The organism is Moraxella nasicaprae (genome assembly GCF_025643275.1).
Taxonomy (GTDB): Bacteria; Pseudomonadota; Gammaproteobacteria; order Pseudomonadales; family Moraxellaceae; genus Moraxella; species Moraxella nasicaprae.
This window is the reverse complement of the sequence record NZ_CP089977.1, coordinates 1,252,480-1,278,138: the sequence shown is the minus strand read 5'-3', so window position 1 is coordinate 1,278,138 and position 25,659 is coordinate 1,252,480. Positions and strand designations below refer to the sequence as shown.

The window sequence follows — 25,659 nt, the reverse complement described above, 5'->3', positions numbered from 1 at the left end:
ATTTTTATGTTTGATACAAGGTATTTTTATGAAAAAAATCGCTTTTACACTTGCTACTGTTGCTGCCGTCTTGACTGGCTGTGCCAGCACTGGTAAAGTAGCACCCCAGTATGTCAATCCAAGCAACTATCAAGCTCATGATTGCAACTACCTACAATCAGAAGTTGCACGCATTGCCAATGTCGCTGAACAAACCAAAAAACAAGGTTTTTCGCTATCATCAACTGGCATTGGTATCGGTCTGACAGGCGGTCGTCATGGTATTTACCCAAGCATCAGTCTGGGCATGGGTTCTGGCAGCAGCCAAAGAGCCGCTCGCAACAATACACTATCTAAACTGTATGGCGAACACGATGCGATGGTCGTTGCCGCTCGTCAAAAGAGCTGTGCTTTTGCCCAAAATATGAAAATCTACGGAGAATAAACTGATGAAATTGCAAAATCTTATCCCAAACTGGATTTTGCAATTTGTCGAAAAGCCCAGTCGCATCTATGCTGAACTGACGGCTGGGCTGATGATGGCTGTCTTGGTCATTCCCCAAAGTCTTGGCTATGCCACTTTGGCAGGACTGCCCCCCATCATGGGTTTATACGCCTCCATCACACCTGTCTTGGTGTATGCATGGCTTGGGGCAAGCAGCATTGCTTCGGTCGGACCTGTGGCAGTGACCGCCATCATGACCGCTTCTGCGTTGAGTCATTATAGCCTAGGCAGTCCACAGTATATTCAGCTTGCCATCACGCTGGCTTTTATGGTGGGGGTCATTTTATCACTCGCCAGTATGCTCAGATTGGGCTGGATTATGCAGTTTGTCAGTCGTGGCGTGGCAGCAGGCTTTGTCAGCGGTGCGGCAATTTTAATCATTTTAAGCCAAATCAAATACATCTTGGGCATCTCGCTCAATAGCGACAGTCTTATCTTAGCCAGTCAAGGGCTATACGCACAAGCCAAATTCATTCACTTACCGACCACCATATTGGGCATGATTACGCTCATCATCTTGCTCATCAGTCGCTATGGGGAATCCATCGTATGGGGCAGCTGGCTACCCAAAAAATCCGCAGGCTTTGCAGGTCGTCTGTTTGTCATCATATTAGTCATGTTCTCAATTTGGCTGGCTCATCATTGGCAGTTTGATGATATGGGCATTCGACTCCTACAAGCCCTACCAACAGGCTTTCCTAGTGCCAGTCTGCCCACCATTTCAGTTGACATCATCGTCCAGCTACTACCATCAGCACTGCTGATTGCCCTTGTGGCATTCATTTCTAGTAGTACCATTGCAGGACAGCACGCCAGACTTCGAGGCGAAGATTATCAGCCAAATAAAGACCTATTAGGGCTTGGTCTTGCCAATTTGACCAGTGGTCTGTATGGTGGATTTGCGGTATCTGGGGGTATTTCTCGCACCAGTCTCAATCTGTCTGTTGGCTCAAACTCCCCACTCTCCTCCATCGTCTGTGCCATTGGCATTTGGGCTATTTTGATGTTTTTTGGCAGGCAGTTAGAAGGTTTGCCTTATGCAGTTTTGGCGGCAGTCATCATCACTTCGGTCATCTCAATGGTGGACAAAAAAACCTTCAAACAGGCATGGCAACATGATCGTGCTGATGCGATATGTTTTATCATCACTTTTGTCACCGCCATCACTTTTGGGCTAAATGCTGGCTTAGTCAGCGGTATTTTGACCAGCTTTGCAATGATGGTTTATCGGACACATCAGGTGCATATCGCCACCGTTGGTCGGATTGATGACAGCGAGCATTATCGCAATGTCAAACGACATTCGGTCACAACTTTCGATGGCATTATGTTGTTACGCATTGATGAGAGTTTATATTTTGGCAACTGTCAAACCGTACATAGCCAGCTATCGGTACACGCCCAAGATGCACAGATTCATCATCTTGTCCTTATCATGACAGCGGTCAATCACATTGATTTATCCGCCCAAGAAATGCTACTAGAACTCAACAAAGAGTGCCTTAAATACCAAAAACAGCTGCATTTTGCTGAAATCAAAGGTCCTGTAATGGATAAGCTGGTTGGTGGGCAACTGCTTGCTCAGCTATCAGGACAAGTATTTTTAAGCACCAATCAGGCGGTGTGCAAACTAACCAATCCAGATGCAGATTGTGATGAATAAACTTATTCCAAATCAAAATTGCACCAGCATCAAAGTTTCGCTACAATCACGAACAACAAAAAACACGGAAAACATCTTTGCCATGCACGACCAAATCACTTTATACAAACAAATCTACCCAAGCCAATGCCCAACTCTTGCCAATTTGGGTTACAAAAGCCTGATTAACTTGCGATTTGATGACGAAAGCCAAAACCAACCAAACAGCGATGCCATCAGTAATAGTGCATTGGCATCAGGGCTTGTCTATCATCATCTGCCTGTCAGTGGCGACCATCTTAGCAATGATGTCGTGCAGCACTTTGCCAAACTCATCGCTCATCTGCCCAAGCCTGTGATGGTATTTTGTCATTCTGGTTCTCGTGCCAAACGCCTATACCAATCAGCACTAATCAGCGGTCTGATTTGATTGGGCTAGAACGGCACTTCGCTGACCCATTCTAGCCACGCTCCATGAACGGGGTGTTTTAGGCGAAGTTTGTGAGCGTGTAGATTAAGACGATTTGACAAAGATAATGCCACCCCTTCGGCATAGATGGGGTCGCCAATCATCACATGACCAAGATGCACCATGTGAACTCGCAGCTGATGACTTCTGCCTGTGATGGGTTTGAGTGCCACACGGGTGACTGGGTGTGCATGACCATTAGCATCGGTACGCAGCTCGTGGTGTAGCACTTCATAATGCGTCAAAGCTCGCTTATCCCAATTCATATCCACGATATGTCTTGGCTTGGTGCTAGGCTCATAACGCACAGGCACATCGATGATGCCTTTTTTGTCGTCCATCAAAATCGTGCCCATCACCACCGCCTGATATTCTTTTTGGGGCAGACGGTCAATAAACTGCTTGCTGATGTTCGTCTGTGCCTCTGCATGCTTGGCAAAAATAATCAGACCTGAGGTATCCATATCCAGACGATGAATCAACTTTATCTGTGGATTGACTCGCAGTAGTCTGGATTGCAGGCTGACTTTTAGGGTTCGTCCATCGACACTCAATAAACCTGCTGGCTTATCCAGCACCCAAATATCCTCATCTTCATAGACGGTGATTTGCTTGGCAAATTGCAAAAAAAACTCGTCTGACTGCTCACTTTCTTGTTGATTTAATCGTACAATATCGCCATCGCTTAAAGTCATTTTGTTTACTCAATCAATATTATTTACAAATTTAATGATAAAAAATACAACGCTTTTGCATAAGGTTTGGTATTATAGCACGACCTTCATACAAATTTTTGTCTTGAATTTTATAAAACCAGCCCTATTTAGCGTTGGTAACACTCTTTTATAAGGTAAATTTTATGTCAATCATTAACACCACAGACGCAAACTTTGATGCCGATGTCCTAAACTCTGACAAGGTTGTTTTGGTCGATTTTTGGGCAGCTTGGTGTGGTCCTTGCAAAGCCATCGCTCCTGTTTTAGAAGAGCTAGACGCAGACTATGCTGACCGTGTCCAAATCGTCAAAGTTGATGTTGATGCCAACCCACAGACTGCCGCTCGTTTTGGCATTCGTAGCATTCCAACGCTATTTGTCTTCAAAAATGGCGAAAAAGTTGACATGACCGTTGGCAGCCAACCAAAAACTGCCTTGGCTCAGCTGCTAGACAAGCATCTATAATCCCAGAAAAAGACCTGTATCAGCAGGTCTTTTTTTATGATAAAAAACACAAAATCCATCAATACATCTTGACAAGTCAAGGCTTTGGTCTTAATATTGTCATTTCAAAGGTCATCTGTCTATTGACCTTATTTTTTATTCCATTCTTTTTTCAAAAAAAGCAATCACTCGATATTGCTGTCATTTTTTTTATTCACAGACCTACCCATGAATCTAACCGAATTAAAAAGAAAATCCGTTAGCGAACTACTTGCCATCGCTGAGCAGCTTGGTCTTGACAACATGGCTCGCAGCCGCAAACAAGACATTATTTTTGCCATTCTCAAAACCCACGCCAGAAACGGCGAACCCATCTATGGCGATGGCGTATTAGAAATCTTGCCTGATGGCTTTGGTTTTTTGCGTTCATCAGAAGGCTCATATTTGGCGGGTCCTGACGACATCTATGTCAGCCCAAGCCAAATCCGCCGTTTCAATCTTCAAACAGGCGACTCCATCGCAGGGCAAATCCGCCCACCCAAAGATTCTGAACGCTATTTTGCCCTATTAAAAGTTGGCGAGATTAACTTTGACACCCCTGACCGCTCTCGCCATAAGTTGATTTTTGAAAACTTAACACCGCTATTTCCTACCGAACAACTGGTGCTAGAAACAGGTAACGGCACGACCGAAGATTTGACAGGTCGTATCATTGACCTCATCGCCCCCATTGGCAAAGGTCAGCGTTCCATCATTGTTGCCCCACCCAAGGCAGGTAAAACGGTTTTATTACAAACCATTGCTCAATCCATCACCAAAAATCACCCAAACTGCTATCTGATTGTACTGCTGATTGATGAACGCCCAGAGGAAGTCACCGAAATGCAACGCACCGTGCGTGGCGAAGTTGTGGCATCAACCTTTGATGAGCCACCACAACGCCACATTCAAGTTGCTGAGATGGTCATCGAAAAAGCCAAACGCTTGGTCGAGCATAAGCAAGATGTGGTCATTTTGCTAGACAGTATCACCCGTCTGGCTCGTGCGTACAACACCGTGATGCCATCAAGCGGTAAAGTGCTGACTGGCGGTGTGGACGCCAATGCCTTAGAACGCCCAAAACGCTTTTTTGGTGCTGCCCGCAACATCGAGGAAGGGGGCAGCCTTACCATCATCTCAACCGCTCTGATTGACACAGGCTCCAAGATGGATAGCGTGATTTTTGAAGAATTTAAAGGCACAGGCAACCAAGAAATCACCCTAGAAAGAGACCTAGCTGAACGCCGCATTTTCCCTGCCATCAACATCAAAAAATCCAGCACTCGCCGTGAAGAACGATTACTGGACGAAGATACCCTTCGCCGTGTATGGATTTTGCGAAAATTGATGCAACCAATGGAAGATTCACAAGCCACCGAATTTTTGCTTGAACGCCTAAAAGAATCCAAAACCAATGAAGAGTTTTTTGAGCAAATGATTAAAAAAGCCCAAAACAGCTAATCTAATTCTAGCCGCTTGCGATGCCATTACGACATGACAAGCGGCTTTTTAATAAAACATTCAAGTACAATCCGACCAACCAATAAAATTTACAAAATTCTATTTGTTGATTATGGATTTTTATGATAAGATAATTTATCTGCAAATTGTATGCGTAAACTGATGATGGCGTTAAGGAAACTTAATTTAGCTGCTTATCTGAGTTACGATTGATACAAGAGCTGATTTTGAAACTTCTTGTTACATGTTTTAATATTTTTGTAGCAAATTTTGTTTTTATTTTGGCTAAACTGTTGTATACTGATGTTATCGCAGTGTAAACCTATGGATTAAGGCAAGAGATAAGGTATTCTTTTTCTGCCAAGATTCGTGGGTTCTTTTTTCTGTAATATTTTCCTTGATTTGGAGTTTATCATGCAAACTAAACTAATCGCATCTGCACTTATCGCTGCTCTAGCTCTAACTGCTTGCTCAAAGCCAGCTGAAGAAAAAGCTGCTGAAGCTGCTACTACCGCTACCGAAGCTGCTACCACTGCTGCTGACGCTGCAAAAGACGCTGCTGCAACTGCTGGTGAAGCTGCCGCTGACGCTGCAAACACTGCTGCTGACGCTGCTGCAACCGCTACCGAAGCTGCTGGCGACGCTGCAAAAGCTGCTGCTGACGCTGCTGGTACTGCAACTGCTGAAGCTGCACAAGCTGCTGCTGACACCGCTCAAGGTGCTGCTGAAGCTGCACAAGCTGCTGCTACCACTGCAACTGAACAAGCTCCTGCTACTGCTGAAGCCGCTGCTCCTGCTGCTGACGCTGCACAAGCTCCTGCTGCTGAAGGCGAAGCTAAAACTGAAGAGAAAAAATAATTTTAACGCAGTCTTAACTGCTTAAAAAATATTTTTCCAAAAAGGGCTTGGTTGATTCCAAGCTCTTTTTTATTGCCATCATCATAGACCAAACGATATTTACCCACCAGCCATCAATAAATCCGCTCGATACCTAAAACAACAATGGTTTGCTCCAAACTTGGTCAAAAAAGCTCATGAATAGATGATTAACCATGTTGATACTGCCATAAAAAACACCGCCACAGGGACGGTGTTTTTTTATGATGGCATCACTCTTGGCTGACAGGAATCTTGCCAATTTTGGCTTGCCAAATTTTTGGTGCGGTGGCGTGTACTGAGCTGCCGCTACTATCTACGGCAACAGTAACAGGCATATCTTTGACTTCAAATTCATAAATCGCCTCCATGCCCAAATCTTCAAAAGCGACAACTTTGGCGTTTTTGATGGCTTTGGAAACCAAATAAGCACTACCGCCAACCGCCATCAGATAGACCGCTTTATTGTCAGCAATCGCCTCACAAGCAGCTTTGCCACGCTCTGACTTACCAATCATACCAAGCAGACCTGTTTGTTCAAGCATCTGACGGGTAAACTTGTCCATGCGAGTGGCGGTTGTCGGCCCTGCTGGACCCACCACTTCATCACGCACAGGATCAACAGGTCCAACATAGTAGATGAGCTTGTTGGTGAAATCAACTGGCAAAGTTTCGCCCTTATTTAGCATGTCGGTCATGCGTTTGTGAGCAGCATCTCGACCTGTATAGATTTTACCACTGAGCAAAATCACATCGCCTGTTTGCCATGTCGCCACTTCTTCTTTGGTCAAAGTATCAACATTAACTCGCTTGCCATTTTCTGGGCTATAAGTAATGTCAGGATAAGCATCTAAACTTGGCGGGTCAAGCTGTACAGGACCTGAACCGTCCAACTCAAATTCCACATGGCGAGTGGCAGCACAGTTTGGAATCATGGCGATTGGCTTAGAGGCAGCGTGTGTTGGGTAATCTAGGATTTTAACATCAAGCACAGTGGTTAGACCGCCCAAACCCTGAGCACCAATGCCCAATGCATTGACTTTTTCGTACAACTCTAATCGCAATGCCTCTGTCGTAGAAAGCTGTGCCCCACTGTCTGCTTTTTCTTTCAGTTCATGAATATCAATATGGCTCATCAGACTTTCTTTGGCAAGCAAGGCCGCCTTTTCTGGTGTGCCGCCAATACCGATACCAAGAATGCCTGGTGGACACCAGCCAGCACCCATTTCTGGAATGGTTTTTAGCACCCAATCAACGATGTTATCCGATGGATTAAGCATGGCAAGTTTTGATTTGTTTTCAGAACCACCGCCTTTGGCAGCACAGGTCACTTCCACCTTGTCGCCTGCCACGATTTCCATGTGAATCACCGCAGGGGTATTGTCTTTGGTGTTGATACGCTTACCTGCGGGGTCAGCAAGTACAGAGGCACGCAGGGTGTTGTCAGGGTGGTTGTAGGCACGACGCACGCCCTCATTGACCATCTCTGCCACACTCATGGTAGCGTCCCATTGCACATTCATGCCCACTTTCAAAAATACCGTCGCAATGCCTGTATCTTGACAAATAGGTCGTTTGCCTTCGGCACACATACGGCTATTGACCAAAATCTGTGTCATCGCATCTTTGGCGGCAGGGTTTTCTTCTTTTTCTAATGCCTCAACCAATGCCTCGATATAATCGGTTGGGTGATAATAGCTGATGTATTGAAAAGCATCAGCAATACTTTGGATAAAATCGTCTTGCTTAATGACGGTCATAATCATTTCCTTGTTGGCTGTTTGTGCTTGGCACAAATGGCTAATATTGGCAAAATGGCAATGAGCTTTTTTGCCCCTAAAATGGCAGATGATGGTCTAATAACTTCGCACGGTAATCGACCGAGCATCAACTTGGTCGATGATTTTTTTGCCAAAAACCATCAATCCTGTTGGCATCATTATCACATGATTTGGATAATTTTGCCAGTCATCACGCCAAAATCTGCGTCAAAACTTCAATCAATCGAGCATTTTGCTCACGATTACCAACACTGATACGCAGATAATTCTCAATGCGTGCCTGCTTAAAATGACGAATAATCACGCCCTCTTCACGCAATTTTTCAGCAATGATGGCGGCAGGCATTTGACTTGGTTTGGCAAACACAAAATTAGCCGCTGACGGCAAAACTTCAAAACCAAGCTGTTGTAAATGAGCCGTCAAATCTTGTCGTAAATGAATCACTGCTTGGCGTTTTTCTTGAAAGTAAGCCTCATCTTGAATGCTGGCGATGGCGGCTGCTTGTGCCAAACGATCAAGTGGATAACTGTTAAAACTGTTTTTCATCGCCATCAAAGCAGCGATTAGGCTTGGATTGGCAAACGCCACACCCACACGCATGCCTGCCAATGCACGAGATTTTGAGAAAGTTTGCACCACCACAATATTATCAAATTCATCAATCAAACTGATGGCAGAGGCAGTCGATACATCATCAGCATAGTCAATGTACGCCTCATCAACCACCACCACTGCATCAGTATGTCTTTGGGCAAGCTGACGAATCTGTGCAATCGGCATCAACCGACCTGTTGGAGCATTAGGATTGGCAAAAATAATTCCGCCACATTCGCCAACATAGTCATCAACATTGATGGCAAAACTCTCATCAAGGGCGATGCTTTTGGTCGCAACACCAAAGGTTTGAGCATATACTGGATAAAAACTATAACTGATGTCAGGCAATAGCAACGGCTTATCTTTCATAAAAAAGCTGGCAAAAACCAATGCCAATACCTCGTCCGAGCCATTACCCACAAACACTTGGGAAGTATCAAGCCCATGATAGTCAGCCAGCACCGAACAAAGTTCATCGGACTCAGGCTCTGGATAAAGCCTAAGAGTGTTTGCATCATTGGCAAGCACCGCACCAATGGCGTCCATGACCTTTGGACTAGGGGCAAAAGGATTTTCGTTGGTGTTAAGTTTGCACAGATTATCATGCTTTGGCTGTTCGCCTGGCACATAAGGGGTTAGGCTCTTTGCCTTATCACTCCATAGACGCTTATCCATTGATTCACTCCTGATGACGATAGCGGGCTGATAGGGCGTGGGCTTGCAAATCCTCCTCAATCGCCAAAATATCGGCTGTCTTGGCAAGCGGTTTTGCCCCTTGTGGCGTACAATAAATCAATGATGATTTTTTTTGAAAATCATACACGCCAAGCGGTGATGAAAAACGAGCTGTGCCAGAAGTAGGCAGCACATGGTTGCTACCAGCACAATAATCGCCAATCGCCTCTGGGGTATGACGACCCATAAAAATCGCCCCAGCGTGTCGAATTTGCTCAATCAATTCATCAGGATTATCCAGCGACAACTCCAAATGTTCTGGGGCAACTTGATTGATGACCGTCAAGCCCTCTGCTCTATCCTTGACCAAAATCAACGCCCCACGATTGGCAAGTGCTGCACTGGCAATATCTGCTTTTGGCAAGGTTTGTAATGCCCGATTGATGGCACTTTCCACCGCTTCAAGCTGAGCTGGGCAAGTGGTCACAAAAATCGCTTGTGCCACTGTATCATGCTCAGCTTGGCTCAACAAATCCATCGCCAACCAATCAGCATTGTCCGCCTGCTCGCCTTCGGCATAGACCAACACCTCAGAAGGTCCAGCAATCATGTCAATGCCCACTTGTCCAAAAACAGCTCGTTTGGCAGCAGCGACAAATTTATTACCTGGCCCTGTGATTTTGTCCACTTTGGCGATGCGTTTAGTACCATAAGCCAATGCTGCCACCGCCTGAGCTCCACCAATGGTAATGACACTATCCACACCAGCCAGATGTGCCGCTGCCAGCACCAATGGATTTAGCACGCCTTTTGGGGCAGGAACAACCATCGTAATCTTCTGCACGCCAGCAACTTTGGCAGGAATGGCATTCATCAGCACACTCGATGGATAGCTTGCCAAACCACCTGGCACATAGATGCCCACGCTATCAAGTGGCGTGACCTTTTGCCCCAAAGTATTGCCCAATTCATCAACAAAACGAAAGCCTGATTCTTTTTGATGTTCATGAAATGCAAAAATACGCTTGGCGGCCAGTGTTAAGGCACTTTTTACCTCATCATTTAGCCCATCAAATGCCAATTTCAGCTTGTCTGGATTGATGAATAACTCTTCGATGCTGCTTGCTGGGTGCTGGTCAAATTGCTTGGTCAAAGCAAACACCGCTTCATCGCCATCTTGGCGTACTTGGGCAATGATGTCATCGACAACTTGCACCAGCTGTTTGTCCGTGACAGTTTCGAACGCCAATAGCTGATTAAGCTTGTCTGCAAAATCTGGCGATTGGCTGTCTAATTTTAGAATATGTTGTTGGCTCATAATCACACTTCCAATGTTTTATGATGACACCGCTTGCTGTAAAATTTGCAAAATGGGTCGTAACTGGGTCAATTTTCGTTTATAGCTGACAGGATTGGCAATCAGTCGTGATGAGACTTGGCAAATCTCATCAAATGGTTCTAGACCGTTAGCACGCAAGGTGTTGCCCGTATCCACCACATCGACAATCAAATCGCCCAAACCCACCAAAGGGGCAAGCTCCATCGAACCATACAGCTTAATGATGTCCACCTGCTGCCCACGACTGGCAAAATAATTTCTTGCCACATTGGCATACTTTGTGGCGATGCGTAAACGACGATTTGGCAAAGAAAAACCTGCCACACCTGCGGTCATCAGACGGCATTTGGCGATATTTAGGTCAAGCAATTCGTACACTTGGGCATCGTATTCCATCAAAACATCTTTGCCAGAGACACCGATATCAGCCGCCCCATGCTCCACATAGGTTGGCACATCAGAGGCTCGCAACATCAAAAACCGCACTTGCTCATCGCTGGTGGCGAAAATCAACTTGCGAGATTGTTGCATGTCTTCTAGTGGCGTGATGCCAGCTTTGGCAAACAATGGTAGGGTTTCGTCCAAAATCCGCCCTTTGGATAGGGCGATGGTTAATCCGTTAAAGTCATCTTGACTTATCTGTTTGACACTCATCATTTCATTCCATTTTTGACAAAAACGCACCAAAAGGTGCGTCTTATCTTAGCCTTTGATGCGTTCGATATTCACACCCAAAGCACGCAGTTTGTTTTCGACATCATCATAACCTCTATCAATGTGATAAATACGGTCAATGATGCTTTCGCCTTCGGCACAAGCTGCCGCCATCACAAGCGACATAGAAGCTCGAAGGTCGGTCGCCATCACAGGAGCTGGGGTAAATTTATCCACACCCACCACCACCGCAGTATGACCATCGACTTTGATGTTAGCACCCAATCTTTGTAGCTCTGGCACATGCATGAAGCGATTTTCAAAGATGTTTTCGATGATGGTGCTGGTGCCTTCTGCCAAGCAACAAACCGCCATCAGCTGTGCTTGCATGTCCGTTGGGAAGCCAGGATGTACCTGTGTGCGAATATCCACCGCCTTTGGACGACCTTTCATCACCGCACGAATCCAGTCATCGCCTGTGGTGATGGTTGCCCCCATTGCCTCAAATTTCTTTAAAACAGGATGCAAAAATTCTGCCGAAGTATTTTTGGTTAAGACATCGCCTTCGCTCATCAAAGCACCTGCCAAATATGAGCCCGTCTCAATGCGGTCAGCAATGACGCTGTATTCGCAACCATGCAAGCTATCCACACCCTCGATAATCATCGTGGTCGTGCCGATACCGCTGATTTTAGCACCCATCGCCACAAGCATATTCGCCAAATCAACCACCTCAGGCTCTGTGGCACAGTTTTCTAGGCGAGTAGTACCTTTTGCCAAAGCTGCCGCCATGATGGTATTTTCAGTACCACCCACCGTAACCATATCGAAGCTAAAATCACAACCAAGCAAACGACCACCTGCTGGGGCTGTTGCCTTGACATAGCCATTTTCCACCACGATGGTGGCTCCCATCGCTTCTAAGGCTTTTAGGTGCTGATCCACAGGGCGAGAACCGATAGAACAACCACCTGGTAAAGATACCTCCGCCTCGCCAAAACGAGCCAATAATGGTCCTAATACCAAGATAGACGCACGCATCGTACGCACCAATTCATAAGGTGCATAATAATGGGTCACTTGACTGGCATCAGCCACAACCGTATTGCCCTCTTTGTGAATTTTTACGCCAGTACCAGCAATCAGCTCAATCAGGGTTGTGGTGTCTTTTAGGGTTGGAACATTATGCAAAACTGTTTGAGTGGTTGGCAAAATCATCGCTGCCAATAGGGGTAATGCAGCGTTTTTGGAGCCAGAAACAACCACTTCACCTGCGATGCGGCTTTTGCCTATGATTTTAAATTTATCCATGATACTCTCTTTATGCTAATTAGGCTTGACGGTCAGCATACTCGGCTGGGGTCAGTGCGTGAATGGTTAGGGCGTGCATTGCACCACTTTGGATATGGTCATTCACCAAAGCAAAAATCATTTGCTGGCGTGCCACCAATCGTTTGCCATCAAAGGCATTATCCACAATCAATAATTCAAACTTATTACCCTGATTGACCGCCTCAATGTGAGCGTCAGCAAAATGTGGGCGTAATAAAGCAATTAAATCATCTGCATTCATAATCTATCTCTTTCTTGTCTTGTTGGCACTTTGGGTGCAAAATCATTCATTGAGCATTGTCAAAAACAGGCATGCTGTTGCTGGGTGCTTCTGTTGTTGCATTCGGTGTACTGATGGACTGCAACGCTGCTGCCTCCGTATCTTCAAGCGTAACCACACCGCCATAAGTATCGCCTGATGTGCTGGCAGCGATGTCGGTTGATATACCATCACTGACGATGGTCGTCAAAGTTACCGCCATTGCCATACCAGGTGTATCCTGAATGGCTTGTAAAATATAATCTTGCTGTTGTGGCGTGATATAGCCCATCACATAAGCGGTGCGATCTCTGACCACAATCTGATATTGTGATGATTTAATTTCACGATTGGCAAGTAAGCGAGCGTTAATCTTGGCACGCAGATAGTTTTCGTGAACCGTATGGCTTTGGCTTTTTGGCGTGTCAGTCACGGTCAAATAATTATATACTTTTTCGACATCTTTCATCGAATCGATGGTGCGAGCAATCTCTGTCTTAATCTCCTCTGATGGCACTTCGCCCGTCAAAAGCACTTCTCGGCGATAGCTGTCAATCGCCACTCGCACATTATTTTCATTCACACCTGGTACGGTGGCAAGGTTTCTGCGAGCGGTAATCTCAATACTGCTATCGCTGATACGCTCGGGAATGGTGCGACCCATCGCATCTGCACCATAACCTGTCAAATCCGATTGTGTACTCATACAGCCTGCCAAAGCCAAGCTAAGCACAGCCACTGTCGTTGCCAAAATATGTTTCATAATGATACCCGATTCGTTCACGGAAAAAAGATGATGTGATTCATTCTGCCAAAAACGCATTTTCAATCCAATCGCACGACAGCACGACCCCTTGATAATCTATAACAAAGCCTACGACATCAAAACGGCACGCCCAATCTTGGTATTGCGGATTTTGTTGCAAAAAGCACTCAGCACTTTGGATAATCTTGCGTTGCTTGGCTGGTGTTACGCTGGCTAAGGCATCGGCATAACGCCCCGCTTTGCGACTACGCACTTCGGCAAAAACCAAGCAGGATTGTTGTCTGCCACGCACCAGTTGATGATGCTCAGCGATGATGTCAATCTCTCCTACGCCAGCTACCACATAGTTGGTTTGGCAGACACGCAGCCCTTGCCTAATAAATAGCTGGCAAGCCTGCATTTCATAAAAGTCGCCCATTTTTTGTTTGGCGGTTTTGGTGTCGGCTAAGATTGGCATGCTTATTTTATCACATCTTGATAAATTGACTAGCATAGCAAAGTTTTATAATTTTCGCCATAAATTATCAGAATTTCCATAAATTTTTGGCAAATTTTTTGTTAAAATAGCAAAAAACTTTTAAGGCAAGTCATGAAACTAAGAATTTTAAGCGTTGGGCATAAAATGCCTGATTGGGTACAAACAGGTTTTGAAGAATATCTCAAACGCATTTTACCCATGATGAGCGTGGAGTTGGTCGAACTACCACCTGCCAAACGCAGCAAAAATCCATCGCCTGCCGAAATCCTCAAATACAAACACACCGAAGCACAAAGTATTCTGGCAGCAAAACACCCCAAAGAACGATTGTGGCTACTAGAAGTCAAGGGCAAAATGCTCTCCACCGAACAACTGTCGGATAAGCTTAGCCTTGCCATGCAAGATGGCTTAGACATTGCTTTGGTCATCGGTGGTGCTGATGGCGTGTCTGATGAAATTTTGCAAGCAGCAGATTTTAAGTGGTCGATGTCTGATTTAACCCTACCTCACCCATTGGTGCGAGTGATTTTGATGGAACAGCTGTATCGTGCGATGAGCATCATTCATCATCACCCCTATCATCGTGGCGGCTGATACCAACCACAAAAAATCGCCCCATGATGGAGCGATTTTTTTAACTGGCGATGAATTATTGTTCAATGCCTTTCATGGTCAATTTGATGCGTCCACGATTATCGATGTCTTGGACTTGCACCTTGACGGTCTGACCTTCTGATAGGTGGTCGGTTACATTCTCAACACGCTCATCAGAGATTTGGCTGATGTGTACCAAGCCATCAGTACCTGGCAAGATGGTCACAAATGCACCAAAGTCCACAATGCGAGCCACCGTACCCTCATAAACCGCACCCACTTCCACTTCGGCAGTAATGGCTTCGATTTGAGCGATGGCAGCACGAGTTGATGCCTTGTCAGTACCAAAAATACGGATTGTGCCATTATCATCAATGTCAATCGTCGCCCCTGTGTCCTCAGTCAGCTGACGAATGGTAGCACCGCCTTTGCCAATGACATCACGGATTTTTTCTGGATTGATGTTGATGGTGGCATAGTTTGGTGCATGAGCATTAATCTCAGTACGAGACTGAGCAATGACTTCATTCATCGCATTGAGGATATGGATACGACCAGCATGGGCTTGATTTAGGGCTTTTTCCATAATATCAGCGGTGATGCCTTCGATTTTGATGTCCATCTGCAACGCTGTGATACCATTGACAGAACCTGCCACTTTAAAGTCCATATCGCCCAAATGGTCTTCATCGCCCAAGATGTCTGACAAGACAGCAAATCTCTCACCCTCTTTAACCAAGCCCATGGCGATGCCTGCCACAGGAGCTTTTAGGGGTACGCCAGCATCCATCAATGATAGTGATGCACCACACACCGATGCCATTGATGATGAACCGTTTGACTCGGTGATTTCTGATACCACACGAATGGTGTATGGGAAGCGGTCAGCGGCTGGCAACATCGCTTGCACGCCACGGCGAGCCAGACGACCATGACCGATTTCACGGCGTTTTGGCCCACTTTCACGACCTGTTTCGCCCACCGAATAATGCGGGAAATTATAATGTAGCATAAAGTGGTCTTGCTTAGTACCAGCCAAAGTGTCCACAAGGTTTACATCACGGGTTGTGCCAAGTGTCGTAACCACAAGGGCTTGGGTTTCACCACGAGTAAATAGTGCTGAGCCGTGTGTATAAGGCAGCACACCCACCTGAATGTCCAACGCACGCACGGTGTCCAAATCACGACCATCGATACGAGGCTTGCCTGATAGGATATTATCACGCACGGTGCGATATTTTAGTTCTTCAAACAGCTCTTTGACAGCCGCTGCTTTACTTTCGTATTCTTCGCTTTCGATGTCGCCTGCCAATGCTTCTACGGCTTCGTTTTTGATTTCATCAAGACGAGCATAGCGGTCTTGTTTGACTGTGATGGTATAGGCTTCGCTGACTTTTTGGGTAAAGCCTGCTTTTAGGGCAGCATTTAGCTCTTCATCAATCGCAGGAGCGATGAATTCTGCTTTTGTATTGCCAACCGCCGCAGCAAACGCATTGATATTATCAATCACCACTTGTTGCTGAGCATGACCGTACAATACCGCACCAAGCATTTGGTCTTCTGACAGCTCATCAGCTTCTGACTCTACCATCAAAACAGCAGCCTTAGTACCTGCCACCACAAGGTCAAGCTGACTTTGTTTCATTTGGGCAAGGCTTGGGTTTAGCACATATTCGCCATCAATAAAGCCCACACGAGCAGCACCAATCGGACCATTAAACGGTGCTGGCGAAATGGCAAGTGCTGCTGATGCACCAATCATCGCTGCGATGTCAGCATCTTGTGATTTGTCTGATGAAATCACCGTGGCGGTCACTTGAATTTCGTTAAAATAACCTTCTGGGAACAGTGGACGAATCGGACGGTCAATCAAACGGCTGGTCAAAGTCTCAAATTCTGAGGCACGACCTTCACGCTTGCCATAGCCACCAGGGATTTTGCCTGATGCGTACATTTTTTCTTGATAATTGACGGTCAATGGAAAAAAGTTCTGACCTGCAACAGCTTCTGGACGAACCACGACAGCCACTAACACAGACACGCCGCCCATATGCACCACCACCGAATTGGCTTGGCGAGCGACACGACCTGTTTCTAATACAACCTGCTGGTTGCCGTATTGAAATTCTTGACGAATGACATTAAACATATTGTTTCCTTTTATTTATCAGTCAGATGGCTTAATTAAAGCCCTAAGGAATAAAGCCCGACAACCTTATGCCTTAGAGTTCTAATCGCCATCAAAAAATAAAAACGGCACGCCAAAGCACGCCGTTTCTTGTTGCGTTACGCAATCATCGCCACTCAACAGAGTGATTAACGACGCAGACCCAATGAACCGATTAGGTCGGTATAGCGGTTTAGGTCTTTACCTTTTAGGTAGTCTAGCAATTTACGGCGTTGGTTTACCATACGGATTAGACCACGACGGCTGTGATGGTCAGCTTTGTGAGTTTTGAAGTGGTCTTGTAGGTCGTTGATACGAGCGGTCAATAGGGCAACTTGAACCTCTGGGCTACCAGTGTCATTCTCGCCACGCTTGTATTGTGCAATGATTGCTTCACGATCTTGATTAGTTAGCATAATCGATATTCCTAATTGGGCAATGCAATATTATTCGGGCAAGCGTTGCATTGCTAAAGCCTGCCTAAGCCAAATTGGCACTTAGCTTATTATTATAACAGTTAATTTAGCAAAAGTCAGCTTTTTTGTTTTGGGAAATTGGCAGATTTTTATACAAAAACCCACCGCCTGCACGATGGGTTTGATGATGGGCATGACGATTAGAAATTGTAACGCAGACCAGCAGTGATGCCATACTGATGAGCCTTGATTTGGTCAGATTTGCCCAGTTGATTGTATTCCACGCCTGCATCTAGTGCCACATTTGATGTCAGCTGGTATTGCACACCTGCTAACACACCAACGCCAATCTTGGTTTTGGCTTGCTGATGCTGACTGGCAACCTCAGTTGTGCCAAGCTCTTTGTTGTCATAGACTGTTTTTGTTCTGCTTTGCTGTTTGGCATCAATCTTATTTGCCCCCACTCTAAGACCTGCATACGCATTGACGGCAGAATGTAATGGAAAATCATAGATTGCCGATACACCAAATGAACGCACTTTGATGTTATCCAACATGGTTTCGGTCTCAATATAAGGTCCATTATGATAACCTTCATCCGCCTCAAACACTTCTGTCTGTACCGACTCAACTTTACCAAAATCACTATAATCAAGTGCATAACGCATATTGCCAACCTGCTTGCCAACGCTTGCTCTGATGAGTGCCTTATCATCGGTCAATTTTTCACCGTCATGTTTGGTGCTTAATTTGGATAAGCCAACAGAACCCTGCACATACACACCATCAACATTTGCCAATGCTCCTGTTGAAAATAAAGCCAAAGCAATGATTGGATAAAATTTATTCATCTTAAAAAACCTTACTCACATTATGGATTTAGGCATATGATAAAGCACACTTGTTCATTTGTCAAATAACGCAAAAAACCCACCGCTTGCACGATGGGTTTGATGATGGGTATGACGATTAGAAATTGTAACGCAGACCCAATTTTGCACCATATTGATGCACTTTGATGTCTTCAACTTTACCAAAGTGGTTGTACTCTGCACCAACATCTAGCGTCAATGCTGGATTGATTTCGTATTGTACACCTGCTGATACGCCTGCACCCACTTTGGTTTTATTAACACTATGTCCGCTGATGTCATAATCTTCGCCACCAATGTGCAAATCTTCGCCAATGTCGTGGCTTAGGCGGTTTACGCCCAATCTTGCACCCACATACGGTGTGAATTGATTCATCTTAGCAAAATCATAATACGCTGACACGCCCACAGAATGTACTTCAACATCATTTGAATTTTCTAGGGTATAAGTGTCTGCTGGTACAAATGGCATCTCGCCTGCCGCTACGGTTTTGGCTGAATAAACACGCTTCTCAGCACCACCAAAACGGGTATAATCCACCGCATAGCGAGTGTTGCCATAAGTGCGACCCAACGCCACACGGAACGCCACATCGCCCTCTTTGACGGTTTCGCCAGTGTGTTTAGCATTGATGTGTGAATAACCAACATCGGCTTGTGCATAGTATGGCGAGTTGCTTGTTGGCAATTCGATTGCCAATGCTTGTGCTGATAACGCTAAGGCTGCTGCTGCAAAAATTGTCTTTTTCATAAATCACCTATTATTTATTCAATGGATTATTTGGTACATCGATACCAATCAATCGATATATAAATTCAATCGATGGTGGTATTATAATAGATAATTTCTAACAATTAGTAATATTTTGTAAAGATTTTACCAAATATTACCAAACAACACCTTCAAAATAATCAATAGTGAACTTAGAATTCATGAACAAATCCTTTAATAAAGCACACTTGTTCATTTGTCAAACAACACAAAAAACCCACCGTTTGCACGATGGGTTTGATACGGGCATGACGATTAGAAATTGTAACGCAGACCCACTTTTGCACCGTATTGATTTAATTTAGTATCTTCGAGTTTACCAAGATAGTTATACTCAACACCAGCATCCACAGCAAGTTGCGGGTTGATGGCATATTGTACACCTGCAAGCACACCTGCACCAACTTTGGTCTTTTTATATGATTCATTTGCAGAATACACCGTGTAAGCACCATTCAAATCAATTGTTGAATATCTCACATCCTCTTCAAATTTCAGCTGATTCACGCCAACACGCACGCCTGCATAAGGGGTAAAGCCTGACACAGTTTGGAAATCATAGATGGCAGATACGCCCAATGATTGAGCTTTTAGAACCGAGTCCCACTCGTCATAGCCAGCAACGCCAGCAACACCATCCGATCCACTTTCTTCGATTTTGCCAAAGTTAGTATAATCAGCTTGATAACGCACCGCACCTGCATCTTTACCCACAGCGATAGTATATCCTGTGTTATTATCTTTAAATTTTTCACCGTCTGCTTTGGCTTCTAGTTTAGACACACCGATGTTGCCTTGTACATACAAGCCAGCAGTATTCGCCATTGCTAGGATTGAAGTGCCTGCCAACAGGGTAGCTAAAAGTAGCTTTTTCATAATACATCCTTAAAACTGTAAAACCGTTTGAGAGTTTATAGAAACACGCTTTTAACAAAGCAAAGATATTCTACCCCCCCCCGCAACATTCGGCAAGCAAAAAATGGTAAATTTACAAAAAAATTTAAACACTGATTGGTCTTTTCTTATACTGACTGCACCAATCTGATGGGCTGTAATCGACCAGAATTGGCAAGCTCGCCCAAGCCAATGAACACGCCATCAGCATATAATCGCACCAACAGCAATTCATCAAAGGTGGGCAAAGTTGCCAATTTGTCTTTGACATTAAGGCGTTGCCCAAGTTTTAGGCGTGATTTTTGGGTTTCATCAATACTTAAAATCGGTAAATGTGTCAGCATCGCATCGATGGGCAATAATCGTGCCATCCTCTCTGGCATGGATAACGCTTCAAGCACAGATAACTCAATGGCATCAGTAACATCAAACCCACCTGTCAGCGTGCGTCTTAACTGCGTCAAATGACCCACCGTCCCAAGTGCCTCTGCCACACTTTCACCCAACACTCGCACATAAGTACCTTTGGAGCAAACCACATTCATCATCACTTCATCATCGCCTATTTTGGCAAGTCTTAGCTGATGTATGATGATGGGTCTAGCTTCTCGCTCAACTTCAATGCCTTGACGAGCATATTCATAGAGCTTTTTGCCATCTTTTTTTAGGGCAGAATACATCGGTGGCGTTTGCATGATTTGCCCCATCATTTGGCTTGCAATACCATCTAGCGTTTCTTGTACAAATGCTGGCACGGCTTGATGAGCGATGACTTGCCCATCAGCATCGCCAGAATCGGTCTGCACGCCCAATTTGATGATGGCATGATAGCCTTTGTCAGCGTCCAATCCATATTGAGCAAATTTGGTCGCCTCCCCAAAACACAATGGCAACAGACCTGTCGCCATCGGATCTAGCGTGCCTGTATGCCCTGCTTTTTTTGAATCTTGGCAATCGGATTTGAACAGATATTTGGCTTTTGCCAATGCTGAATGCGAACTGATGCCTTGTGATTTATCCAGCAATAAAATGCCTGAAACAACTTGCTTATTCATCGTCTTGATGGTCATTTTTGGCAGTTTCTCGCATGGCTTGGCTAATCAAATCCATCATGTGGTTGCCGTGTGCCGTCACTTCATCATAATGAAATCTTAGGCGTGGCGTGGTACGAGTTTTCATCGTGGCAGATAACTGCGTTCGCAAAAATCCTGATGCACGGTTTAAAATTTGCATACTTTCTTGATGCGATTCTTTATTCATGCCTGTGTCTTGATTTGGTTCCAAGATGGTCACATAGACATCTGCATAGCCTAAGTCTGGACTGACTTTGACACCAGAAATGGTCACAAACCCCGTCAAACGAGGGTCGTTAATCTCATCACGGATTAGACTTGATAAGGTTCGCTGGATTTGGTCAGCCAATCGTTGTAAGCGTTGATTCATAATTTTCCTACATTGATAAAAATTAGATGATTTGAGTATAACAATTTTCAAAAAACTTGTCAGCATAAAAAACCAAAACCCTGCAATACACAGGGCTTTGGTGGGTTTAGAGCGGTATTACAGCTCACGACGAACTTCGTGGATTTCAAAGACTTCAATCTTATCGCCCACAGCCACTTCATAGCCTTTGACCGCAAGACCACATTCCATGCCAGCTTTGACCTCATTGACATCGTCTTTGTAACGGCGTAATGATTGCAACTGACCTGTAAAGATGACCTTATCATCACGCAAAACACGGATTGGTTTGTTGCGATGGATTGTACCTTCTTGAACCATACAACCAGCCGCTGCCCCAAACTTGCTTGAACGGAACACTTCACGCACCTCAGCAATACCCAAGATTTGTTCACGGTGCTCAGGGGCAAGCATACCACTCATTGCTGCCTTGACATCATCAATCAAGCCATAAATCACGCTATAATAACGAATGTCTAAGCCTGCTGCGTCCGCTTTTTTCTTACCTGCATTGTCTGCACGAACATTAAAGCCAAGTAGCACCGCTTCGCTAGACTCCGCCAAAATCACATCAGACTCAGTAATCGCACCCACGCCAGAACTGATGACTCGCACCTTGACTTCATCGGTAGAAAGCTCGTCCAACGCACCAAGCAGTGCCTCTAACGAACCACGAACATCTGTTTTTAGAATGATATTTAAGGTAGCAACTTCGCTATTGCCCATACTATCAAACAAAGTGTCTAGTCGCATTTTGTTTTGGCGTTCTAGGATACGATCTCGTTCACGAGCGGCACGGAAATCAGCAACTTCACGAGCTTTTTTCTCATCAGACACCACCAAGAATTCTGAACCTGCTGCTGGTGCTTCTGGCAAGCCCAAAATCTCCACAGGAATCGATGGGCCTGCATGCTTGATACGCTGACCATTTTCATCGGTCATCGCACGCACCTTGCCGTAGTATTCGCCAGCCAGTACCAAATCGCCTTGATTTAATGTGCCTTTTTTGACAAGCAGACTTGCTACTGCACCACGACCTTTGTCCAGACGAGATTCGATGACCACGCCTTGAGCTGCACCGTCCACAGGAGCTTCAAGCTCCATGACCTCAGCTTGAATGCTGATGACTTCTAATAGCTCATCAATGCCCATGCCGCTCTTGGCAGAAACACGCACCATTGGCACATCGCCGCCCCATTCTTCTGGAATGACTTCTTTGACAGACAGCTCATTGATGACACGGTCAGGGTCAGCGGTATCTTTATCCATTTTGTTGATGGCAACAATCAAAGGCGTACCAGCTGCACGAGCGTGGTCAATCGCCTCTTCGGTCTGTGGCATCATGCCATCATCAGCCGCCACAACCAGCACGACAATATCGGTCGCCTGAGCACCACGAGAACGCATCGCTGTAAAGGCAGCGTGTCCTGGTGTGTCAAGGAAAGTAATCACACCACGCTCAGTCTCCACATGATAAGCACCGATGTGCTGAGTGATGCCGCCAGCCTCGCCGCTAGCAACTTTGGTGGCACGAATCTTATCCAACAATGAGGTCTTACCATGGTCAACATGACCCATGATGGTCACCACAGGCGGACGAGTTTGAATGTTGCCTGATTTTTCATTGACGGCTTCTTGCAAATCATCTTCTAGCTTAGTTTCAGAAACAGGCACTAAAATATGACCAAATTCTTCGATGACAAGCCCTGCGGTATCTTGGTCAATGGTGTCGCCTTCACGCACCATCTCGCCCATCTTCATTAAGGCCTTAATGACTTCACGGACTTTGACTGCCATTTTTTGAGCCAAATCCGACACCACAATGCCCTCGCCCACTTCAACATTATGGACGATTTTTTCGACAGGCATCTCAAATTTGTGTTTATTTGCCTGAGATGATTTTAGACCACGAGCTTTGGTCTTAATCTCTCGCTCTTCTTGGTTGCGACGACCGCCTTTTTTACTGTTTTTGCCAGAGTTGCCAGCCGTGCCACGCTTAATTTCACGGCGTTCTTTTTCAAAGGATTCTTCTAATGCCTTACCCACCAAACCGTCAGCAAGCGGTGCATCATCTCTGGTACGCACCACAGCTGATGTGGCGGTCTCTTCATTATCATTGTAGCGACTTGCCATCTGCTTCATCTGCTCCAAAGTACGCTTTTGGGCTTCTTCGGCAGCTTTACGGCGAGTCTCAGCCTCCATTTGACGCAAACGGTCTTCTTCTGCTTCACGAGCCTGACGAGCGGCTTTGTCTTCGGCAGATTCTGTTTTGGCAGGCTTAGCTGGCTGAGCTTTTTTCTTATCAGTCTTGATTTCAACCGCCACCTCTTCTTTTTTGGTCTTTTTGACCACCACAGAAGCGGTTTCTGCTTTTTCGGCAGGAGCAGTATTGGCACGCATGGCAGCCAAAGTTGCCGCTTGGCGTTCTGCTGCTTCTTTTTTGCTGCGTTCAGCGGCTTGTTTTGCTTCGATGGCTTTGAGGCGTTCTTCTTCGGCTGCTTTTGCTTGGGCAGCGATTTGAGCCTCAATCTTGGCTGGATCTGGTTTTTCGTACACAACTTTCTTGGTGCGTACGACATTGACCGTCTTAGATTTGCCAGAAGTGCCTGTCACTTGGGCAGTTGAAGTGGTTCGAGATTTTAGACTGATGCGAGATTTTTTCTCGCCATGACTTTGTTTCAAAAAGCTGACCAGATGCTCTTGTTCCGCCTCGCTGACGACATCGTTTTCGCCACGAGCAGGCAAACCTGCATCGGTTAATTGTTTTAACACCACCTCTGGGGTCTGTTTTGAGATTTGGGCTAGTTCTTTAACTGTCTTATTCGCCATTCATTCACCTAATTTGTTTTGGCAATCCAGTCCATACCAAAACGGCACTTAGACTGGATTTTTTTAAATTGTGTGCCAAAACCCATTAGGCGGTTTTGGCAATATTAAAATCGTTGCACGCTCATCGCCATGCACCAAGCACAGCACGCATGATTACGCAAACCATGATTGACGAGCATTCATAATCAGCTTGCCTGCACTGTCTGCGTCCAAGCCTTCAATGTCTTCGATGTCGAACACCGCTTGCTCCGCCAAATCATCAAGCGTGATGATGTCACGCTCAGCCAATTTGTAGGCAATGGCTGGTGTCATGTCGTCCAGTGCAAGCAATTCAGCACTTGGCTCTTTGATGTTTTGCTGCTTGGCAATTTCATCAGCGATGATGACTTCTTTGGCACGGGCTTGTAGAGCAGCGATGGTTTCATCGTCCAAGCCGTCAATCTCATGAAACTCTTCGGCTGGGGCGTAGGCAACACTTTCAATGTCGGTAAAGCCGACTTCCGCCAAGACTTCTGCCAAATCACGATCCACTTCTAGACGCTCGTAGAACAAATCAATCACCGCTTGGCTTTCTGATTGTAGGCGTTCATTGTACTCTGATTCTAAAATCATGTTGAGCTTATAACCAGTCAATTCTGATGCCAAACGCACATTTTGACCTTGTGAGCCAATGGCACGAGCCAACTGATCACTGGTAGCAAAAATCACATCAGCTGTCTTGGTGTCTTCATCAATCACCAAGCCACTCACATCGGCAGGCTCTAAGCTAGAAATGATGTACTGTGCTGGGTCTTCATTCCACACCACCACATCGATGCGTTCGCCATCAAGTTCTTGCTGTACCGCCTGAATACGAGTACCACGCATGCCGATACACGCCCCCACAGGGTCGATGCGATGGTCGTTGGTCTTGACCGAGATTTTGGCACGCAATCCAGGCAGACGAGCCACATCACGAATCTCGATGATTTGCTCGCTGATTTCTGGTACTTCTTTATGCATCAAGGCAATCAGCATCTCATTATTGGTACGAGACAACATCAACTGCGGGCTTCTGCCATCACGATTGACTTGGTACAAAATGGCATTGACACGGCTTTTTGGACGCAGCAATTCTCTTGGTAAGGTCTGGTCTTTGGCAAGATAACCCTCTGCATTATCGCCCAAATCCACGATATACGCATCTCGGCTTTGTTTTTTGATTTCACCAGAAACAATCTCGCCCAAATGCGACTCAAACGCATCAGCCACCAAAGAACGCTCTGCTTCACGGATTTTTTGGATAATCACTTGCTTTGCCTGGGTAGCAGCAATACGACCAAATTCGATGGACTCAATCTGTTCTTCAACAATGTCGCCGATTTGATATTGGCTTTCGTCCAAATCACTGATGGCAAGCTGGCAAGCTGGCATCTCGTGGTCTTCATCAGCCACCACCGTCCAAAAACGATAAGTGTCATAATCGCCTGTCTTACGGTCAATATGCACACGAATCGCCACTTCTGGCTGCTCGGTATAAACTTTTTTCTTGGTAGAGACAACCAATGCCTGTTCGATGGCTTCAAAAATATCTTCAGGATTTAGCCCTTTTTCGTTACTGACGGTCTCGACCACGGTCAAAATTTCACGACTCATCTGTTTG

General features: G+C 45.5%; 25 protein-coding genes. 7 read left to right on the top strand and 18 right to left on the bottom strand.

Annotated elements, in window-relative coordinates; genetic code table 11:
• The first annotated feature begins 28 nt into the window (after window positions 1-28).
• From LU297_RS06020 to LU297_RS06010, 3 genes are read left to right on the top strand one after another with little or no spacing between them, the layout of a single operon-like run.
• On the top strand, window positions 29-424 hold the full coding sequence (locus LU297_RS06020) for an META domain-containing protein (protein WP_263075655.1): 396 nt from the start codon (window positions 29-31) through the stop codon (window positions 422-424).
• Between the two features lie 4 nt (window positions 425-428).
• Entirely contained in the window at window positions 429-2,147 is a 1,719-nt protein-coding gene (locus LU297_RS06015) for a SulP family inorganic anion transporter (RefSeq protein WP_263075654.1), read from the top strand.
• Complete coding sequence (locus LU297_RS06010) at window positions 2,140-2,556, top strand: protein tyrosine phosphatase family protein (protein ID WP_263075653.1); 417 nt, start codon at window positions 2,140-2,142, stop codon at window positions 2,554-2,556. Before LU297_RS06015 ends, LU297_RS06010 begins: the two co-directional genes overlap by 8 nt.
• A gap of 5 nt (window positions 2,557-2,561) precedes the next feature.
• Here LU297_RS06010 and LU297_RS06005 read toward each other — a convergent pair whose 3' ends face one another.
• Entirely contained in the window at window positions 2,562-3,290 is a 729-nt protein-coding gene (locus LU297_RS06005) for an RluA family pseudouridine synthase (RefSeq protein WP_263075652.1), read from the bottom strand.
• Between the two features lie 164 nt (window positions 3,291-3,454).
• Between LU297_RS06005 and trxA the strand changes: the two genes are divergently transcribed.
• The 3 genes from trxA (at window position 3,455) to LU297_RS05990 (ending at window position 6,112) form a co-directional block, all read left to right on the top strand.
• On the top strand, window positions 3,455-3,775 hold the full coding sequence (trxA, locus tag LU297_RS06000; protein ID WP_263075651.1) for a thioredoxin: 321 nt from the start codon (window positions 3,455-3,457) through the stop codon (window positions 3,773-3,775).
• Between the two features lie 207 nt (window positions 3,776-3,982).
• Window positions 3,983-5,254 (top strand): transcription termination factor Rho, encoded by a 1,272-nt coding sequence (gene rho, locus LU297_RS05995; protein WP_263075650.1) that lies wholly within the window; start codon window positions 3,983-3,985, stop codon window positions 5,252-5,254.
• Between the two features lie 414 nt (window positions 5,255-5,668).
• Window positions 5,669-6,112, top strand: coding sequence for a hypothetical protein (locus LU297_RS05990; protein WP_263075649.1), 444 nt, complete (start codon window positions 5,669-5,671; stop codon window positions 6,110-6,112).
• Window positions 6,113-6,363: 251 nt separating this feature from the next.
• On the opposite strand, the gene LU297_RS05985 is transcribed toward LU297_RS05990, so the two are convergent.
• From LU297_RS05985 to LU297_RS05950, 8 genes are all read right to left on the bottom strand, one after another.
• The gene (locus LU297_RS05985; RefSeq protein ID WP_432806284.1) at window positions 6,364-7,893 is read right to left on the bottom strand and encodes a fumarate hydratase; all 1,530 of its coding nucleotides are present in this window, start codon (window positions 7,891-7,893) and stop codon (window positions 6,364-6,366) included.
• 208 nt (window positions 7,894-8,101) lie between these two features.
• Window positions 8,102-9,184 (bottom strand): histidinol-phosphate transaminase, encoded by a 1,083-nt coding sequence (hisC, locus tag LU297_RS05980; RefSeq protein ID WP_263075647.1) that lies wholly within the window; start codon window positions 9,182-9,184, stop codon window positions 8,102-8,104.
• 4 nt (window positions 9,185-9,188) lie between these two features.
• The gene (hisD, locus tag LU297_RS05975; RefSeq protein ID WP_263075646.1) at window positions 9,189-10,502 is read right to left on the bottom strand and encodes a histidinol dehydrogenase; all 1,314 of its coding nucleotides are present in this window, start codon (window positions 10,500-10,502) and stop codon (window positions 9,189-9,191) included.
• Between the two features lie 18 nt (window positions 10,503-10,520).
• The gene (gene hisG / locus LU297_RS05970) at window positions 10,521-11,177 is read right to left on the bottom strand and encodes an ATP phosphoribosyltransferase (protein WP_263075645.1); all 657 of its coding nucleotides are present in this window, start codon (window positions 11,175-11,177) and stop codon (window positions 10,521-10,523) included.
• A gap of 48 nt (window positions 11,178-11,225) precedes the next feature.
• Window positions 11,226-12,488 carry a UDP-N-acetylglucosamine 1-carboxyvinyltransferase gene (gene murA, locus LU297_RS05965; protein WP_263075644.1) on the bottom strand — a complete coding sequence of 421 codons (1,263 nt, stop codon included), beginning with the start codon at window positions 12,486-12,488 and terminating at the stop codon, window positions 11,226-11,228.
• 19 nt (window positions 12,489-12,507) lie between these two features.
• Complete coding sequence (locus LU297_RS05960) at window positions 12,508-12,750, bottom strand: BolA family protein (RefSeq protein ID WP_263075643.1); 243 nt, start codon at window positions 12,748-12,750, stop codon at window positions 12,508-12,510.
• 46 nt (window positions 12,751-12,796) lie between these two features.
• Window positions 12,797-13,531 carry a BON domain-containing protein gene (locus LU297_RS05955; protein WP_263075642.1) on the bottom strand — a complete coding sequence of 245 codons (735 nt, stop codon included), beginning with the start codon at window positions 13,529-13,531 and terminating at the stop codon, window positions 12,797-12,799.
• A 40-nt stretch (window positions 13,532-13,571) separates the two neighbouring features.
• On the bottom strand, window positions 13,572-13,991 hold the full coding sequence (locus LU297_RS05950; protein ID WP_263075641.1) for a YraN family protein: 420 nt from the start codon (window positions 13,989-13,991) through the stop codon (window positions 13,572-13,574).
• A gap of 132 nt (window positions 13,992-14,123) precedes the next feature.
• On the opposite strand from LU297_RS05950, the gene rlmH reads away from it, so the two are divergent.
• A complete protein-coding gene (gene rlmH / locus LU297_RS05945; RefSeq protein ID WP_263075640.1) occupies window positions 14,124-14,606 on the top strand; it encodes a 23S rRNA (pseudouridine(1915)-N(3))-methyltransferase RlmH in 483 nt (160 codons plus the stop codon).
• Between the two features lie 55 nt (window positions 14,607-14,661).
• Here the strand turns inward: rlmH and pnp are convergent, their stop codons facing one another.
• The 9 genes from pnp to nusA form a co-directional block, all read right to left on the bottom strand.
• Window positions 14,662-16,755: a polyribonucleotide nucleotidyltransferase gene (pnp, locus tag LU297_RS05940; protein ID WP_263075639.1), complete on the bottom strand. Its 2,094-nt coding sequence runs from the start codon at window positions 16,753-16,755 to the stop codon at window positions 14,662-14,664.
• A 167-nt stretch (window positions 16,756-16,922) separates the two neighbouring features.
• Window positions 16,923-17,192, bottom strand: a complete 270-nt coding sequence (rpsO, locus tag LU297_RS05935) for a 30S ribosomal protein S15 (RefSeq protein ID WP_263077343.1) — start codon at window positions 17,190-17,192, stop codon at window positions 16,923-16,925.
• A gap of 197 nt (window positions 17,193-17,389) precedes the next feature.
• Entirely contained in the window at window positions 17,390-18,040 is a 651-nt protein-coding gene (locus tag LU297_RS05930) for an opacity family porin (RefSeq protein ID WP_263075638.1), read from the bottom strand.
• A gap of 118 nt (window positions 18,041-18,158) precedes the next feature.
• The gene (locus LU297_RS05925; protein WP_263075637.1) at window positions 18,159-18,812 is read right to left on the bottom strand and encodes an opacity family porin; all 654 of its coding nucleotides are present in this window, start codon (window positions 18,810-18,812) and stop codon (window positions 18,159-18,161) included.
• 276 nt (window positions 18,813-19,088) lie between these two features.
• Window positions 19,089-19,709, bottom strand: a complete 621-nt coding sequence (locus tag LU297_RS05920; RefSeq protein ID WP_263075636.1) for an opacity family porin — start codon at window positions 19,707-19,709, stop codon at window positions 19,089-19,091.
• 146 nt (window positions 19,710-19,855) lie between these two features.
• On the bottom strand, window positions 19,856-20,797 hold the full coding sequence (gene truB, locus LU297_RS05915) for a tRNA pseudouridine(55) synthase TruB (RefSeq protein ID WP_432806238.1): 942 nt from the start codon (window positions 20,795-20,797) through the stop codon (window positions 19,856-19,858).
• Window positions 20,775-21,170, bottom strand: a complete 396-nt coding sequence (locus tag LU297_RS05910; RefSeq protein ID WP_263075634.1) for a ribosome-binding factor A — start codon at window positions 21,168-21,170, stop codon at window positions 20,775-20,777. Before LU297_RS05910 ends, truB begins: the two co-directional genes overlap by 23 nt.
• A 117-nt stretch (window positions 21,171-21,287) precedes the next feature.
• Complete coding sequence (infB, locus tag LU297_RS05905; RefSeq protein ID WP_263075633.1) at window positions 21,288-24,017, bottom strand: translation initiation factor IF-2; 2,730 nt, start codon at window positions 24,015-24,017, stop codon at window positions 21,288-21,290.
• 153 nt (window positions 24,018-24,170) lie between these two features.
• Window positions 24,171-25,652, bottom strand: coding sequence for a transcription termination factor NusA (gene nusA / locus LU297_RS05900; RefSeq protein WP_263075632.1), 1,482 nt, complete (start codon window positions 25,650-25,652; stop codon window positions 24,171-24,173).
• Window positions 25,653-25,659 lie beyond the last annotated feature (7 nt).